The sequence below is a fragment of the Nitrospinaceae bacterium genome, from assembly GCA_018669005.1.
Lineage (GTDB): Bacteria > UBA8248 > UBA8248 > UBA8248 > UBA8248 > UBA8248.
The window spans coordinates 1-13,840 of the sequence record JABJAL010000127.1 but is presented as its reverse complement, the minus strand read 5'-3'; the positions used below and the strand labels follow the sequence as shown (position 1 = coordinate 13,840).

Here is a 13,840-nt window from a genome sequence, read left to right as displayed (position 1 = left end):
TTTCTCTAGCTAAATATTCGACCGGCTCTGACAGCCGTCCACGTTCCAGCAGGCACCGTGTACGAGACTTGCACGCGGACTCACCATGAATGTCGCAACGGCACTGATCTCCTCGGGCTTACCAAAGCGCCCTAGCGGCATGACCGAGGAAGACCAACTTTTGAGTCCATCAGGTGATTCGGCGATGCGCCGCTCCCAGACACCACCCGGAAAAAGAACGCTACCAGGCGCTAGCGAGTTAACGCGAATATTATCTTTGGCCACCTGCTGCGCAAGCGCCTTGGAGAAACTAATCATCGCCGCCTTCGATGAGTTATAGGTCATTGCCGAGCCAGACTCCCTCCCCGCAATAGAGGCGATATTGAGAATCGATCCGCCGCCCCGCTTTTTCATCTCTGGAATCAGCAGCCGCGAAAGACGCACGGCATTAAAAAGATTGAATTCGAAAACTTTCAGCCAATCCTCGTCGGTGGTTTCGAGCAAAGGCTTGGGATCGCTTCCCCCAACGTTGTTCACCAGGATATCCACCCCGCCGAACTCGCCAACTGCCGCCGCAAGAAATTTCTCACAGTCCTCTTTAACGTTCATATCACCACAAAACGAAATCACACGGCCCCGTTCCTGCGCGCCGATATTTTTTACAGCCTCGTCAAGATCAGCCTGCGTACGCCCGCTAATGGCAACGTGGCAGCCATCGGCAGCCAAATCACGCGCGATATTGAGTCCAATTCCTTTGCTGCCTCCTGAGATCATGGCGACTTTATCCTCTAGCATCAGGTCCATTTCATTTCCTTTCTTTTATGAAATTGGAAAAAATTTAAATGTTTGACCGACTCTGGCAACCGTCCACGGTCCAGCAGGCGCCGTGAACCAGGCTCGCGCGCGGGCTCACCATCAGCGTTGCTGCGGCCGATACCTCCTCGGGCCGCCCAAACCGCCCCAGAGGAAAATCCGAGTCGATGTAGCCCTGAAGATTATCGGGCGCATCGGCTATTCGGCGCTCCCACACCCCGCCGGGAAACAGAATACCGCCCGGACATATCGAATTAACTCGAATATTGTCCTTGGCAATTTGCTGGGCGAGGGATTTTGTAAATGAAATGAGTGATGCCTTCGAGGCGTTGTAAGTCATCGCCCCTTTGGACTCACGACCGTATATCGAGGCGACATTGAGGATTGCCCCCCCTCCTCTCTTTTTCATCTCCGGTATCGCGAAGCGCGACATTCGAACGGCTTGAAAAAGGTTGAACTCGAAAACCTGGAGCCAATCCTCATCGGTCGTCTCTAGTAGCGTTTTGGGATTTCCCCCGCCAACATTGTTGATGAGAATATCCACCCCACCAAAAAAATCGACCGCCTGTTCGAGAAATTTTTCGGCAACCCCATTTTCCGTCATATCACCCCGGAAGGAGGCAGCGCGGCTTGAACTTTTTTGGTTGCCAATTTCATCGAGGGCGTCCTTCAAATCTTTCTCGCCCCGTCCACTAATAATGACATGGCAACCCTCGGCAGCAAGATCCTTGGCGATATGAAAACCAATCCCCCGGCTGCCGCCGGTGACCATCGCCACCTTGCCTTCAAGCATAAAGTCCATGAAAAATTTCCGCCCTAGCTAGCAGGGCTCGTCGAGCGTCTGCGCGGCGCGCAAGAGCGTGAGCGAGTCGGTACCGTCCCCGTGGAGGAAGGTGATGAGGTCGCGGATCATTTTCTCGACCGGGTTGTCCTTCATAATGCCGATGCCGCCGAGTACGTCGGTGGCCAGGGCGATGGTCTTGAGGGCCATCTGGTCGCTGAAAACCTTGCCATAGCGCGTGAAGCGGCTGTTGAAGGTTTCATCATTTTCCACCCCCCAGCAGATACGCCACATGAACTGTTCGGCCACTTCGATGTTCATCAGCATCTCGGCCATCATGTGGCGCACAGTTGGGTGCTCGATAATGGGCACCCCGCCTTGGATGCGGTCCTTTGTGTATTGGTTGCAAAAATTAAAAATACCTCGTGCGATGCCAGTATTGCAGGCGGCCAGCTCTGCGCTGCCCCGGAAGATGGTGGACTGGACATGGTAGCCCTTGTTCACCTCACCGAGAATATCGTCTTTGTGGACGCGCACATTGTCATAAAAACTCTCGGCATTCGGGTAGAGGCGGTAGCCCATCTTGTCGTGCACCCGCCCGTAGGAAACACCTTCTTGATCCCCGCGAACGAGAAAGCAGGTTGTTCCTTGCTGGAGATCGGCGTTGGGGTCCGTGCGTGCGAATACAACGAGGATCTTGGCCCAGCTCGTCAACGAGGTGAAGCGTTTGGCCCCGTTCAGGACATAATAATCGCCGTCCTCGACAGCCGCTGTTTTGAGCCCCAGGTGCGGGCCGGGCTGGCGATAAAGATTGTCCGAGCCGTAGTCGGGCTCGGTCATGCAGAACGAGCCAACACAATCGTCATCCTCGACAAACATCTTGAGCCATTTTTCCTTCTGGGCCTCGGTGCCCCGCTTGGCGATGGCGGTCGAGATTTTCCAGCACTGACTCAGACACTTGATAACGCCCACCTCGGTCTGCGCGCCCCGCCACAGGCAAAGCGCCTTGGTCGTGGTGTCGGCACCGGCGCCACCCCATTCCTCGGGAACAGCCATCGTGCGAATGCCCAGCTTCGATGCCTTGTTGATCAACTCGGCGGGATAGCAGTCCTTGGGATCAGGGCTGCGATCCATCTCGGCAGCAACGGGCGCAACTTCTTTCTCCATAAAATCGTTCACCAAATCGGACATGGCAAGCTGCTCTTCCGTGAACGGATATTGCATCTAAGGATCTCCTTGAGAATGATACCGATAACTCCCGAGACTGCCGGGAGTTCACAAAAAAAAGAATGATTTTTTTTCAGTCAGCTATTTTGATTAACTCTCACCGCGCGCTATGTCAACGCCCGGAGAGGATTTTAAATTTATCAGCGAAACATCAAATCTTTCAGTGGGTATAAGGTAGTGGGTCTTTCATCCCCGCCTCGGCAAAACCCTTTATCCGAAGCTGGCAGGCATCGCAGCGCCCGCATGAGCGCCCCCCCTCGCCCGGGTCGTAGCACGAATGGGTGAGCGCAAAATCAATTCCAAGCTCGGCCCCTCGGCGCACGATATCGGCCTTACTCATTTGTGCGAGCGGCGAATGAATCCGCATGACGTCTCCAGACTCCACAGCCGCCTTTGTCGCTAGGTTCGCCAAACGCTCGAAGGCTTCAATGAACTCGGGCCGGCAATCCGGATAACCAGAATAGTCGAGAGCATTCACCCCAATGAAAATATCCCAGGCCCCCTTCACCTCGGCCAGGGCAAGCGCATAGCTAAGGAACACGGTATTTCGCGCAGGAACATAGGTGACGGGAATGCCCTGGCCAATCTCTCCTCTGTCCTTGGGCACATCAATGTCGTCGGTCAGGGCACTGCCGCCTATAGCACGCATGTCGATTGGAAGCGTAGTGTGGCCGCTAGCGCCAAGAGATTGGGCAACCCGGCGGGCAGCGGCAAGCTCTGTGCGGTGGCGCTGCCCATAGTCAAAACTCAGCGCCTCGCAAGCGAACCCCTCCTCGCGGGCAATGGCCAGGACGACAGCAGAATCCATACCGCCGCTCAGTAGAACTACTGCTGCTCTATGTACTTCCAAGGCCTAAAATCCGTTTTTTTCGAGGTGAGCATTCTGTCAGTCAGTGTTCCAGCGCCCAGCTGTCTATGGTTCCAAGGCTTCACATCCAGAGGCCCGGAGCCAAGTTCCTGTTCGGCGAGCAGGGGAATATTTTTCTCAAGATAGCGGACCCTGAGCCGATAGGGCGGCTCGGCAGCCACTTCGAGTAATGTTTCAATGGTGGCAACACCCCAGCCCTCAAGATCGTGTGAGTTGAGCTGGACAGCCGCAGCGGCAAGGGGCGAGCGCCGACTATCATAGAGTTCCACTGCCAGCCAGAGCTCCTCGGCAGGCACATTGCCCAGGAAAACAATCAACCCAAGCAACTTTACCTCGTGGCCAGTCCGATCCCAGTCCCACCGCTGAAGGGTGCGGAGGGGGTCAGTCCTCACCGTAAGCTGACTTGTGGGATTCTCCATCTTAATTCCCCTGTAAAAACAACGATCAACAGGCCCCCTGTCGCTCAAGGGACCCGATATATTAGGATACCTCGATATTGAGATAACCCCAACCAAGCGCGGCATTTATCTGAACCCAAGGGAAACCAGCATGCCCACAGCCACCGTCAACGGAATACACCTAAATTACCGCGTCGAGGGAAGCGGCCCGCCCCTCGTGCTCGCCCATGGCTTCTCTACCGGCCACTACGTTTGGGATACAGTCGCCGAGCGCCTCGCGGGACGCTATCAAATCATTCGCCACGACCATCGGGGCCACGGGGACTCATCGAAGCCACCCGGGCCCTACCGCCTTCGCGACTATGTGGACGACACCGTCGCTCTCATTAACTATCTAGGTTTTGAGCAGGTGGACCTCATGGGACACAGCATGGGCGGTCGAACAGCCCTTCTCTTCGCACTAGAGCACCCCGAGCGCCTGAGGCGTCTTCTCCTCGTAGGTGCCGCCGGGGCCCCGCCCAAGGACGGCCAACTCAAGCGCTTTGAGGCCATCAAAAAATTCGCGACCGAGGAAGGAATGGCGGCGGTCTTTAAGAGCGATCTTTTCAGCTTCGCTTTGCCCGAGGCTTGGAAAAATGACCCCACCCCGGCGCTAGAGCGATTCTTGAAAAATACGCCCGAGAGCTTTTGCGCGGCAGCCGAGGCGACAATCACCATGCCCGACTTGAGGGAGCGCCTTGGAGAGATTACCTCGCCCGTTTGGGTGTGCGCAGGCAAACGAGATGCAGTGCCCCTGGCATTCAGCGAGCTTTGCAAGGAAAAAATTGCGAATTGCACGAGAGCCATCATCCCCGCCTGCGGCCACTACCCGATGCAGGATGCAACTGAAATATTTTTAGACCAGCTAGAAAAATTTCTCGACTCCACTCCGGGGGACAAACCATGAACCGTAGCGAGGCAATCCAATTCATCGAAACCCAGAAAAACGGCGTCATGACCACACTTTTAAAAGACGGGCGTCCGCACTCGGCCCCAATAGTCTACGCAACTTCGGGCGAGACAATAGAAATATCGGCAACATGGACACGCGTCAAAACGAAAAACCTTGAGCGCGACCCACGGGCGAACCTCTGCATCCTGCCCGACAATGGTTGGTTTCCCTATATCACCGTTGAGGGGACTTGCGAGCTCATAGAGGATCCTGAGGGCAGGCTCAACCTTGATCTTTACCGCCGCATCACCGGGGGCGACCCGGACGATATGGACGATTACCTCAAAGCCATGGCCCGTGATCGCCGCCTCATCATCCGGCTCTCAATGGACCGCATCTACCCGCTCGATAAATAAATTTGCGCTGCCTAAAGCGTAATCATTTTATTTCGCAAAAATTCTTAGAGCAGACTCTCCAGGCGCTCGCAGATCTCTGGCGGCAGGTGTTTGCCATCCGATATCGCTGCATTCTCGGCCACACGCTCTACCTTGCTCGTCGCCGGGATGACGGTGGACACTACCGGGTCCGCCAGAAGGTACTTCAAAAGCGCTTGGCCCGGTGTTCGAACGCCGTATGGCTCCAAGAACGACAAATCTGCCCGCGAGAGCGGCCCCAGCAACAGGTCTCGATTGAAGAGCGGAGCGACTGGCGTCATTACGATCACACCCATGTCTAACTCTCGCGCAAGGGGGATGATTTTTATTCGGCAGGTCCGCTCACCCAGATGATAGGGGATTTGTATCGTGTCGAAATCGCCTGTTCGCATGGCTTCGATCATTTCTGGATATTTTGAAACATTGTAATCGGTGATTCCGATGTAGCGAATCCGCCCCTCTTTCTGATAACGCTTTAGAATGGGTGTAACCAGCCGCCACGACGCCAGGTTGTGGATCTGAAACAGGTCGATAACATCGGTCTTGAGGAGCTTGAACGATCGCTCGATGCTCGCCTCAGCGGCGGCCTCGCTGTGCTCAAGCACTTTAGTGGCGATGAGAGCCTCTTCTCGGTTACTTTTGAGCGCCTGACCGAGCACCCTTTCGGCCTCACCGTACATGGGAGCGGTGTCGTAAAAATTCACACCCAGCCGAAGCGCCTCGGCGGTGATGCGGGCGCAATGGGCGTCAGGGGCCCTTCCCTGAACATCGAACGTCTGCCAGGTGCCCATGCCCAACTCGCTCACCTTAAGCTCCGTGCGGCCTAATCTCCTATATTTCATACCATCCCTCCTAGTCAGGCTGACAAATCAACAATTAATTTAATTTAAAAAAAATCACGTACATTTAGATCAAAAAAGATTGCAGAAAAAAATCGGGTCAAATGCCAGTTAATCGAGCTAACGTCTCCCCGCCGGATGGTCTGGTCGTGGAAGGGCGCCGACATGAAAACGCCCTCGCAATTGCTCTTCGAGCTTGAAACTGAGCCCGAGGGCGGGACGAACTTTACGCTCAGACATATGGAGAACACAGATGGCGCGGCTAACGATCTGAAAAGATCCGGCTGGCCAGGCAATCTAACCTCGACACCTGGCTCGATATGAGTTCCTAGCGGTTATGGGTCCGGGTCAAACCTTCGATTCAATGAGTTTCAAAAGTTTTTTGGCGTCCTCAAACTTGCCATCCATTTCGATCGCGGAGCTAAGAAATTTCTTGGCCGTCGCCATTTGCCCCGAGTGGTAGAGGGCGAGGGAAAGGTTATAGTGGAGAACCGGATCGTCGGTATCAAGTTGAATTGCTCGGTGATAGTTCTTGACCGCCTCATCGTACATTTCCTGCTTGCGGAGCGATATTCCCAGTTCGTTAAAGGTGTGCTTATTCTCTTCCTTGTAGAGTTCCTCGTTCTCACCTAGCGCGGAGAAAACCTCCTTGGCTTCCTCTATTTTCCCTTGGCCAACGAACGACTGCCCAAGACCGAGGCTCGCCTTGACGCTACTCTCATCCACCTTGAGGGCATTTTTAAATTCATACTCGGCGCTGTGGAACTCATTTTTCTCCATGTGAATCTCGCCAAGGCGCACCAGTTTATCGCGCTCCTCCTCCTCAGGGGTCTTTTCCTCCTCGGGCTCCTTCTCTTCGGTCTTCGAGAAACGTTTTTGAAAATCCGCCTCCGAGAGCCGCTCGGCCTCCATACCCGTCGAGGCGCCATCGAGGCGCAGATATTCGAGGACATAAGCCTCCCCGTCCATCTTCACCCAATACTTGATGCTCTCGCGCAGCCCACCTGTCAGAACTTTTTCTTCCTCAAATACACCTTCCACAAAATTTTCAGCCACGATTCAGTGTCTCCAACGCCGGGGGGGGGAGGCCACTCCTCTGCCCGTATGAATAGAGGCGCGCTTAAGCCAGCGCCCTCTTCAAAATGTCTCGAAAACCTTCATAAACCGCCTCGCCGTAAGCCGAAGGCGGATACACCTCGGTGATCTTACCGTTCTCGATTTTCTTTTCGGAAGCATACGGGTTGTAAACCACCTCGCCCGAGGCAAGAAAAAGCGTGGGACTGGTCATGTGTAGCCCCTCCTCATCGCGCAGGCGCATCGCTTCCTGGTAGTCGTCAACAATGATTTGCTCGTTTTTTCTTGTCTCAAGATCGGCCCCTATGGGCGCCGGGTCGAGTCCTGACTCGGCGGCGATCTCCTGTAGCACACCCGGCTCGTCAATCCGCCGACCCTCCCAGAAAAAAGCGCGCCGAATAGCGAGGTCAAATACGCGCGCTTTTTCAGTGTCCTGACGATAAGCACTCTCGTATGCCTCGAACGCCAAGAGAGTGGTCTTGAGATACGCCTCATGCGGCCAGCCCTTGCATCGGCACAGTGGCTCTTGGACAGCGATAAGGGGCCACTCCTGATCAACAATATGTCGGGGCGCCGAGCGCTTGTTGATGTGCTCAAGCGAGAAGGCCCGCCAACGGATCGTGATCTTGCCCCCAAATTCCCCAATAACATGGTCCAGCCGCGCCGCGGCTAGGTAGGCCCACGGTCAATGGTATTCGTGGAAAATCTCTATTGTCGTATTATCGGACATGCGGCTCATCCCTTCTATCTAAGCACCTATTATCAAATGCCCCGGCAGATGGCGCTCTGCCAAGCGAGAGGCTAGATATTAGCGGAGGCAAGGAAAAAAATGAAACCGTGGTGGTGGCTCGGGTCCGATTAGATATAACATTAATAAAATGAGAACGAAGGCGTCAAAATAGGCTCATAGGAGACAAAATTCACTGTAGGCGCTGACTTTGGCCAGCCTACAACAGGCGAGGTGGTAATTTGCGACGTATACGGCAACACCACCATATTATTTCTTACACAATTTTAACGGTCGTTTTTATGTTTTTTTTAGGGTTTTTAGAAAATTTTCTTCTCTATCATCCCTACCGGACGATAGAAGTGACGCCTGAGGCTCATGGCGTGCCGTTCGAGGACATCCACTTCAGGGCCGCGGACGGGACGAAACTTCATGGCTGGTACGTTGAACCCGCCCGGCCCGGTGGACCGGTCATTCTCTGGGCCCACGGCAACGCGGGCAACCTGTCGCATCGGACTGAGAACATCGCTTTCATCCGCCGTGAGTTGGGCGCGGGCATTTTTCTTTTCGACTACCGAGGCTATGGCCTTAGCGAGGGCCGACCGACCGAGGAAGGGCTCTACGACGACGCGCGCTCCGCCTACGCCTGGTTGCGGGAGCGCATTCCACCAGAGCGTATTTTTCTCTTCGGGCGCTCACTCGGCGCAGCCGTGATGGTCAATCTGGCGGCCGAGAACCACGAGGCGCGCGGGCTTATTCTTGAGTCGCCTTTCGAGAGTCTTCTCGCCATGGGGCGTAAAATGCTCCCCATCCTACCGGTGAGCCTGCTAATCAGCCAAAAATTCGACACCGCAGCGCTCATTCCAAAAATCAAGATGCCCGTATTCATCCTCCACGGCAGCGCCGATGAAATAATCCCCTTTTCTCAGGGGCAAACCATCTTTGACCTCGCCCCCGAGCCCAAGCGCTTTTTCAGTATCATCGGGGCTGGCCACAACGACACCTACCGTGCAGGCGGCCCCGAATACTGGGCAGCCTGGCGGCGCTTCCTCGCCTCACCTGAGGGCGAATAAATTTCATCCGGGTATTCTTATATCGATGGGATACTCTTACGATAAGCTGGCGTTACTCCTCGGCCCGGCCCGCACTTTTCCGAAATTTCGGACGTCCGACATCAAAAGACGCAAAAAAATCCGCGACAAAGTCGTCAACTGGCGAGCGCATGAGATTTTCAAGAGTGTCCACTTGAATAATTTTCCCCTCGCGCATGATGGCGATGCGGTCGGCAAGGAGACTGGCGTCATTTAAATCGTGGGTAACGAGAAGAGTCGTCGCCCCCAGTTCATCGTGTACCCGGCGAAGTTCGCCCCGCACTTGGCGCTTCGAGACGGGATCGATATTCGCCATTGGCTCATCGAGTAGAAACACGCGGGGCGGAACAGCTATGGCCCGGCCTATGGCCACTTTTTGCTGTTGACCGGCGCTTAGCTGGTTCGGGCGACGCTCGATGAGATTTTCATCGATGCCAACCCGCCCCATCACATCACGAATCCGCCGCGCGATTGCCTCGGGTAGCCAACGCCGGAGCTTGGGCGCAAAACCAAGATTGCTCCATCGTTTCTCGCTGAATACCTGCATGTGGGGCCAAAGTGCATAGCTTTGAAAAACGAGTTGAATCCCCCGGCGGCCAACTGGCAAATCATTCACCCGCTCGCCGTCGAGATAGACGTGCCCCGCATCGGGATGCTCTAGCCCAGAAATTAGCCTAAGAAGCGTACTCTTGCCGCAACCGGTGGGACCCACGAGGACCATCAACTCACCATCCTCGATGGCGAGCGATAGCCCGTCCACGGCCACTACGGGGCCGAAGTTTTTTCTCAGGCCTACAATCGTCAGGCGGTTGGACAAACCACTCTCCCTTTGCCCGGCGGGCTCAGTCTACTTGGCCGCAATCTCGTTTAGCCGATCAACGCCTGGCGCAAAAATTTCCTCGACAAAAAGCGCCTCGCCGTCGACGAGTTCGGTGCAGTGAATCTCGTTCGGCGGAAAAACCACCACACCGCCGGGGCCCATGATGACTTCTTTGCCCATGCAGGTGAATTTCGCCTTGCCCGCGAGAACAATACTCATCTGCTCCCAGTCATGCTTATGCGGATTCGGCTTCATGTTTGGCAAAAGCGTCTGCTGAAGAACGGTCATGTTCGCTCCCGCCACCACACGCTGAACGCGGTCCTCTTTTTTATGTCCGGGAATGTCGTTCCAATTATAGGCTTGCATGTCGAATCTCTCCTTTTAGATAAATGAACGAAACGATTTCGAAATAACATTAAAGATTTGAACAAGTCACTGTTCCAATGATAGCCCGGCGAGGCATGTTTGCCCATGGGGGCACCCTGTCCACCGGCATTCAATGCTAACGCCTTTTAAGTTAGCCTACTCAACAAGGGTAATAAATCGAGAGGGGGATAATGGTATGAAATTGCGATCTGCTCAATTGGCTCTGGTCATAGTCCTGGCCGCGCTCTCTGCGGGTTTTTTCCACGCCAGCGGTGCGGGTCTCAAATCCGGCGCGCTTGCCCCTGAACTGGTGGCGGGGCCCTGGCTCAACAGCGGCCCCCTTAAGATAAAAAACCTCAAAGGGAAGGTCATCTTGCTCAAAATGTGGACCTTTGGCTGAATCAACTGCGTCCGGGAGATCCCGGCGACACGCTCGTGGTACGAGCGCTTCAAAGATAAAGGCCTTGTCGTCATCAGCAACCACGCCCCCGAATTCGCCTTCGAGAAAAAGGTGGCAAACGTTAAAAAAGCCATCAAACGGCTGAACGTCCCCTACCCGGTGGTAATGGACAACGATCATGTGAACTGGCGGGCCTACCACAACCGCTACTGGCCGACGAAGTACCTGATTGACAAAAAGGGGATAGTCCGCTTTAAGACAATCGGTGAGGGAAATCACGCCCAAACCGAGGAAATGATCAAAAAACTGCTGGCCGAGTAGAGCCTCCAGGAAGGAGCCCCGATGAGCACACCCAAGGAAACAACGTCTAGCCTGCCCACGTCGGTTGCGCGCCGCCGCCTGATTGCGGGGCGGCTTGTCGCCGGGGTTTTTGCCTTCAACACCCTTTTCGCCATCTTGGGGGGTTGGTTCCTGAGCGGGCCGGGTGCATGGATTTCGCGGGTTGAGATGGGCTTTTGGGCCTGGACGGGGGCGCTATTTCTTGGATCAGCCCTGCTATCGGTGCCGGTGGTAGGGGCTATGCTCTTCAAGCTACTCAATCTGCCGCCCGATACCCCGGAGAAGTCTTGACAACCCGGCGAGAGGCCACCTATAAGACGGTGGCGCTATCTTTCAGCATTGCAGCGCCACCCCATTGATCCGGCGTAGCTCAATTGGCAGAGCAGTCGGCTGTTAACCGACTTGTTGTAGGTTCGAGTCCTACCGCCGGAGCCAAAATATTTCATGGGGCTGCGGTTATCGCCGCGGCCCCTTTTTTCGGCCACTAGAACTTCATACGGGAGGAAATTGGAAAATGCCGCTATTCTGGGTCTACTCGACAACAACCGAGGGCGCGACTCACGATGACTTAATAGCCGCGCGCAAGGATCACCTTCTGTGGCAGTTTGAAAACCAGAATTCTGACAAACTCCTCGGCGCGGGTCCGGTCTTTGACCCCGACACCGAGGGTCCCCCCGTGGCGGGCATGTATTTCATCGTCGCCGATACCGCCGCCGAGGCCCGCTCTCACGCCGACACCGACCCTTTTCACATCAAGGGCTTGCGTGAGTACACGCTCAAACGCTGGAGCCTCAACGAGAGTTCCTACCTGGGCGTCGGCCTCAAAGTCGTGCTCAACGGCAACGAGGTGGACAATCCTCACTACTACCCCCCGACTGACTAAAAGTTTATGTTTCAACGCGCCGGGAGCCGTTTCCTGGCGCGTTTTTTTTTGCTCTCTACATCGAAAAACGGTGCTGAAAATAAAATTTGATCGACCCGCCCCCAAATGGTACTTTACGCCACAGTTCATAAACATTTATTTGGCATACGCGCAGGCACTTTTAGCCTGCCAGGAGAAAGTGCATGCCCCCGAAACTCAGCCGAATGCAACACATCGCCCTCAAAGTGCGCGATCTTGAGAAATCCCTTGAATTCTATGTGGGCATCATGGGCTTCCGGGTTATCGAGCATGTCGATCAATTGGACCCGGATAAGACCAGTTTTGGCTTCACCCGGCGCGTGCGCTTCATTTCCTGCTCGAACGAGCATCACGTCGTCAATCTCACCGAAATTGGCGCAGAATACATTCTCCCCAATCAGCCCCCTGCCGAGAACTCCCGGGCGCTGATGAATTATGGGCTCCACCACTTCGCCTTCGCCGTGGACGGCAAGGGTGAGTTCAACGAGTGGGTTGAATACCTAAAATCAAAAAATGTCGAATTCGTCAGGGGACCTCTGGTCCACAGCCCAACACACCCCGAGGGTGACGGCTCGCCCGGCGAGAATCGGGCCATGTATTTTTGCGACCCCGATGGCAACGCGATTGAAATTTGTTGCGACATGATGCAGATGGGCGATGATGACCAGGTAGACCCCGTATGGCATGCCGAACGAATCCGCAGGGACGGCTATAACTCCGAGGAGGTGGCGCTACCCTCGATCAACCGATAGGCCAAGAAATTTTTTTGTCGTTTGTTTTGTTTCATTTGTATCGTTTCAGAACTTGCCGTTTTTTTCTCTCAACAGGAGGCTTGAGAAATGTCAATGATTTCAAAAACAGGTTTTGCCATAGCCACGTTGCTTGTGGCTGGGCTCTTCGCTGGCTCGGAGATTGAGGCAGCCAAGGCGAACATGACCATCGCTGCTGGCGGCAAAGGCTCGGGCGGCTATCGCCTCTCGGGCGGGCTCGCCGAGGCAGTGAATCGAGTAAGCGACAAAGTAAACATGACGGTCCAGCCTACGGGTGGATTTGTCGCCAACACCCGCATTATCGGCACCGGGCGCACTCAGTTTGCCATGTCGAGCACCGTCTTCCTCGACTTCATTCGCCGCCAAAAGGGCCCCTTCAAAAAGAATAAGGAGAAGGTCCTATCGATCCGGGCCATCGGACCTGTCGCCACCTCCTGGTTCCAGCTCGTAGTCCCGTCCAAGAGCAAGATTAAAAGCTACAACGATATGCTCGGTAAAAGGGTGAACCTTGGCAAAAAAGGTAGTGGTGGCTACTTCATGGCCAACAACATCGTGAACTGGATGGGAATCAAAAAGAAAATTCAGGCCGACGCGATGAGCTGGGGCCCGGCAACAAGGGCACTTGTTGACGGAAAGATCGACGTGTTCATGATTCACAATCCTGTTCCCTCGCCTCACGTCCTTCGGGCCTCGCGGAGCATCAACGTTCGTGTTTTGGACATGCCTGAGAGTCTCCGCGACAAATTCGAGGAGTTGAGCCCTGGTTATTCAAGAGAGACCGTGGATGCGAGCGTCTACAAAGGGATGAAGGGCAAGAAGTTCAAATCGATATCCCACTCCGTCTTCTTGGTTGCGCACAAGGGCACGCCCAACGACATCGTTTACGAAGTCACGCGGCACACCTACACCGAGAAGAGCAAAAAGTTTCTGACCAGCGGCCATAAAGCCTGGAAGTTTGGCTTGCGGGATGCGGCCACATCTGGCGCATTCATCAAAAAAGTGATGAAAACCGGAACACCGATGCATCCGGGCGCCATGCGCTTCTGGAAAGAAAAAGGCTACTCCAACTAGACTCAGGCTCG

General features: G+C 54.8%; 20 protein-coding genes and 1 tRNA gene. 11 read left to right on the top strand and 10 right to left on the bottom strand.

The window, feature by feature from the left end; all coding sequences use genetic code 11:
- Positions 1-9 precede the first annotated feature (9 nt).
- The 5 genes from HOJ95_18740 to HOJ95_18720 form a co-directional block, all read right to left on the bottom strand.
- Complete coding sequence (locus HOJ95_18740; protein MBT6396731.1) at positions 10-783, bottom strand: SDR family oxidoreductase; 774 nt, start codon at positions 781-783, stop codon at positions 10-12.
- 34 nt (positions 784-817) lie between these two features.
- On the bottom strand, positions 818-1,594 hold the full coding sequence (locus HOJ95_18735) for an SDR family NAD(P)-dependent oxidoreductase (GenBank protein MBT6396730.1): 777 nt from the start codon (positions 1,592-1,594) through the stop codon (positions 818-820).
- Between the two features lie 18 nt (positions 1,595-1,612).
- The gene (locus HOJ95_18730; GenBank protein ID MBT6396729.1) at positions 1,613-2,797 is read right to left on the bottom strand and encodes an acyl-CoA/acyl-ACP dehydrogenase; all 1,185 of its coding nucleotides are present in this window, start codon (positions 2,795-2,797) and stop codon (positions 1,613-1,615) included.
- A 163-nt stretch (positions 2,798-2,960) separates the two neighbouring features.
- Positions 2,961-3,608: a 7-cyano-7-deazaguanine synthase QueC gene (queC, locus tag HOJ95_18725; GenBank protein MBT6396728.1), complete on the bottom strand. Its 648-nt coding sequence runs from the start codon at positions 3,606-3,608 to the stop codon at positions 2,961-2,963.
- A 17-nt stretch (positions 3,609-3,625) separates the two neighbouring features.
- Positions 3,626-4,087, bottom strand: a complete 462-nt coding sequence (locus HOJ95_18720) for a hypothetical protein (protein ID MBT6396727.1) — start codon at positions 4,085-4,087, stop codon at positions 3,626-3,628.
- Between the two features lie 130 nt (positions 4,088-4,217).
- Between HOJ95_18720 and HOJ95_18715 the strand changes: the two genes are divergently transcribed.
- Together HOJ95_18715 and HOJ95_18710 are read left to right on the top strand one after the other, a co-directional pair.
- Positions 4,218-5,012, top strand: a complete 795-nt coding sequence (locus tag HOJ95_18715; protein ID MBT6396726.1) for an alpha/beta hydrolase — start codon at positions 4,218-4,220, stop codon at positions 5,010-5,012.
- A complete protein-coding gene (locus HOJ95_18710; protein MBT6396725.1) occupies positions 5,009-5,413 on the top strand; it encodes a PPOX class F420-dependent oxidoreductase in 405 nt (134 codons plus the stop codon). Before HOJ95_18715 ends, HOJ95_18710 begins: the two co-directional genes overlap by 4 nt.
- Before the next feature lie 44 nt (positions 5,414-5,457).
- On the opposite strand, the gene HOJ95_18705 is transcribed toward HOJ95_18710, so the two are convergent.
- On the bottom strand, positions 5,458-6,273 hold the full coding sequence (locus HOJ95_18705; GenBank protein MBT6396724.1) for an aldo/keto reductase: 816 nt from the start codon (positions 6,271-6,273) through the stop codon (positions 5,458-5,460).
- A 78-nt stretch (positions 6,274-6,351) separates the two neighbouring features.
- Between HOJ95_18705 and HOJ95_18700 the strand changes: the two genes are divergently transcribed.
- Positions 6,352-6,594: a hypothetical protein gene (locus tag HOJ95_18700; GenBank protein MBT6396723.1), complete on the top strand. Its 243-nt coding sequence runs from the start codon at positions 6,352-6,354 to the stop codon at positions 6,592-6,594.
- Positions 6,595-6,618: 24 nt separating this feature from the next.
- On the opposite strand, the gene HOJ95_18695 is transcribed toward HOJ95_18700, so the two are convergent.
- On the bottom strand, positions 6,619-7,326 hold the full coding sequence (locus HOJ95_18695; GenBank protein ID MBT6396722.1) for a tetratricopeptide repeat protein: 708 nt from the start codon (positions 7,324-7,326) through the stop codon (positions 6,619-6,621).
- Between the two features lie 64 nt (positions 7,327-7,390).
- Positions 7,391-8,002, bottom strand: coding sequence for a hypothetical protein (locus tag HOJ95_18690; GenBank protein ID MBT6396721.1), 612 nt, complete (start codon positions 8,000-8,002; stop codon positions 7,391-7,393).
- A 431-nt stretch (positions 8,003-8,433) separates the two neighbouring features.
- Here HOJ95_18690 and HOJ95_18685 point away from each other — a divergent pair, with 431 nt between their 5' ends.
- Positions 8,434-9,144: an alpha/beta hydrolase gene (locus HOJ95_18685; GenBank protein ID MBT6396720.1), complete on the top strand. Its 711-nt coding sequence runs from the start codon at positions 8,434-8,436 to the stop codon at positions 9,142-9,144.
- 52 nt (positions 9,145-9,196) lie between these two features.
- Here the strand turns inward: HOJ95_18685 and HOJ95_18680 are convergent, their stop codons facing one another.
- Together HOJ95_18680 and HOJ95_18675 are read right to left on the bottom strand one after the other, a co-directional pair.
- Positions 9,197-9,979 carry an ABC transporter ATP-binding protein gene (locus HOJ95_18680; GenBank protein ID MBT6396719.1) on the bottom strand — a complete coding sequence of 261 codons (783 nt, stop codon included), beginning with the start codon at positions 9,977-9,979 and terminating at the stop codon, positions 9,197-9,199.
- A 30-nt stretch (positions 9,980-10,009) separates the two neighbouring features.
- Positions 10,010-10,348: a cupin domain-containing protein gene (locus tag HOJ95_18675; GenBank protein ID MBT6396718.1), complete on the bottom strand. Its 339-nt coding sequence runs from the start codon at positions 10,346-10,348 to the stop codon at positions 10,010-10,012.
- A gap of 196 nt (positions 10,349-10,544) precedes the next feature.
- Here HOJ95_18675 and HOJ95_18670 point away from each other — a divergent pair, with 196 nt between their 5' ends.
- The 7 genes from HOJ95_18670 to HOJ95_18640 all read left to right on the top strand — a co-directional run bounded on the left by HOJ95_18670 (position 10,545) and on the right by HOJ95_18640 (position 13,829).
- Complete coding sequence (locus HOJ95_18670) at positions 10,545-10,748, top strand: hypothetical protein (GenBank protein ID MBT6396717.1); 204 nt, start codon at positions 10,545-10,547, stop codon at positions 10,746-10,748.
- Complete coding sequence (locus tag HOJ95_18665; protein MBT6396716.1) at positions 10,749-11,069, top strand: redoxin domain-containing protein; 321 nt, start codon at positions 10,749-10,751, stop codon at positions 11,067-11,069. It begins immediately after the preceding gene.
- Positions 11,070-11,090: 21 nt separating this feature from the next.
- The gene (locus tag HOJ95_18660; protein MBT6396715.1) at positions 11,091-11,378 is read left to right on the top strand and encodes a hypothetical protein; all 288 of its coding nucleotides are present in this window, start codon (positions 11,091-11,093) and stop codon (positions 11,376-11,378) included.
- A 68-nt stretch (positions 11,379-11,446) separates the two neighbouring features.
- Positions 11,447-11,522: transfer RNA gene (locus tag HOJ95_18655), tRNA-Asn, on the top strand.
- A gap of 79 nt (positions 11,523-11,601) precedes the next feature.
- Positions 11,602-11,970 (top strand): hypothetical protein, encoded by a 369-nt coding sequence (locus HOJ95_18650; protein MBT6396714.1) that lies wholly within the window; start codon positions 11,602-11,604, stop codon positions 11,968-11,970.
- Between the two features lie 182 nt (positions 11,971-12,152).
- Positions 12,153-12,740: a VOC family protein gene (locus HOJ95_18645; protein ID MBT6396713.1), complete on the top strand. Its 588-nt coding sequence runs from the start codon at positions 12,153-12,155 to the stop codon at positions 12,738-12,740.
- Positions 12,741-12,827: 87 nt separating this feature from the next.
- Positions 12,828-13,829 carry a TAXI family TRAP transporter solute-binding subunit gene (locus HOJ95_18640; protein MBT6396712.1) on the top strand — a complete coding sequence of 334 codons (1,002 nt, stop codon included), beginning with the start codon at positions 12,828-12,830 and terminating at the stop codon, positions 13,827-13,829.
- The last annotated feature ends 11 nt before the right edge of the window (positions 13,830-13,840 follow it).

Coding starts and splice junctions, on each gene's coding strand:
- HOJ95_18740 (MBT6396731.1), bottom strand. CDS start 783: ATGGACCTGATGCTAGAGGATAAAGTCGCCATGATCTCAGGAGGCAGC.
- HOJ95_18735 (MBT6396730.1), bottom strand. CDS start 1,594: ATGGACTTTATGCTTGAAGGCAAGGTGGCGATGGTCACCGGCGGCAGC.
- HOJ95_18730 (MBT6396729.1), bottom strand. CDS start 2,797: ATGCAATATCCGTTCACGGAAGAGCAGCTTGCCATGTCCGATTTGGTG.
- queC (MBT6396728.1), bottom strand. CDS start 3,608: ATGGATTCTGCTGTCGTCCTGGCCATTGCCCGCGAGGAGGGGTTCGCT.
- HOJ95_18720 (MBT6396727.1), bottom strand. CDS start 4,087: ATGGAGAATCCCACAAGTCAGCTTACGGTGAGGACTGACCCCCTCCGC.
- HOJ95_18715 (MBT6396726.1), top strand. CDS start 4,218: ATGCCCACAGCCACCGTCAACGGAATACACCTAAATTACCGCGTCGAG.
- HOJ95_18710 (MBT6396725.1), top strand. CDS start 5,009: ATGAACCGTAGCGAGGCAATCCAATTCATCGAAACCCAGAAAAACGGC.
- HOJ95_18705 (MBT6396724.1), bottom strand. CDS start 6,273: ATGAAATATAGGAGATTAGGCCGCACGGAGCTTAAGGTGAGCGAGTTG.
- HOJ95_18675 (MBT6396718.1), bottom strand. CDS start 10,348: ATGCAAGCCTATAATTGGAACGACATTCCCGGACATAAAAAAGAGGAC.
- HOJ95_18670 (MBT6396717.1), top strand. CDS start 10,545: ATGAAATTGCGATCTGCTCAATTGGCTCTGGTCATAGTCCTGGCCGCG.
- HOJ95_18660 (MBT6396715.1), top strand. CDS start 11,091: ATGAGCACACCCAAGGAAACAACGTCTAGCCTGCCCACGTCGGTTGCG.
- HOJ95_18650 (MBT6396714.1), top strand. CDS start 11,602: ATGCCGCTATTCTGGGTCTACTCGACAACAACCGAGGGCGCGACTCAC.
- HOJ95_18645 (MBT6396713.1), top strand. CDS start 12,153: ATGCCCCCGAAACTCAGCCGAATGCAACACATCGCCCTCAAAGTGCGC.
- HOJ95_18640 (MBT6396712.1), top strand. CDS start 12,828: ATGTCAATGATTTCAAAAACAGGTTTTGCCATAGCCACGTTGCTTGTG.